The organism is Roseibium sp. RKSG952 (assembly GCF_009711355.1).
On sequence record NZ_SMMF01000303.1, the window covers coordinates 1 to 541 of the forward strand.

The window sequence follows — 541 nt, forward strand, 5'->3', positions numbered from 1 at the left end:
CCTCAAGTAGCGAAGCGGTAGGCGAACAACTTGAAGACTTCGATGGCGCGGCCGAAATTCTGCGCGCCTGGAGTGAAGGTCTCACACCGGACCCGGATCTGACCGTGTCGCAATGGGCCGATCGGCACCGGATGCTGTCCGGTCGCGCGTCCGCTGAGCCCGGGCGTTATCGCACGGCGCGCACGCCCTACATGGGCGAGATCATGGACCGGCTGTCGCCCGGCGATCCGGCACAGCGGATCGTGTTCATGAAGGCCGCGCAGGTCGGTGCGACCGAGGCGGGCAACAACTGGATCGGTTTTGCGATCCACCAGGCGCCGGGGCCGATGCTGGCGGTCCAGCCGACGGTGGAGCTGGCGAAACGGAACTCACGACAGCGGATCGATCCGCTTATCGACGAAAGCCCGGAGCTGCGGCGGCGGGTCAAACCGGCGCGCTCGCGTGACGCGGGCAATACGATGCTGTCCAAGGAATTCGCGGGCGGCATCCTGATCATGACCGGGGCAAATTCGGCGGTAGGTCTCCGCTCGACTCCGGCGCG

The 541-nt window shown here is 66.4% G+C and carries 1 protein-coding gene; it reads left to right on the forward strand.

The genetic code is table 11. The features are described 5' to 3' along the window. Positions 1-56: 56 nt before the first annotated feature. The coding region (locus E1297_RS00810; RefSeq protein WP_368669419.1) for a phage terminase large subunit family protein at positions 57-541 on the forward strand (485 nt) is incomplete at its 3' end.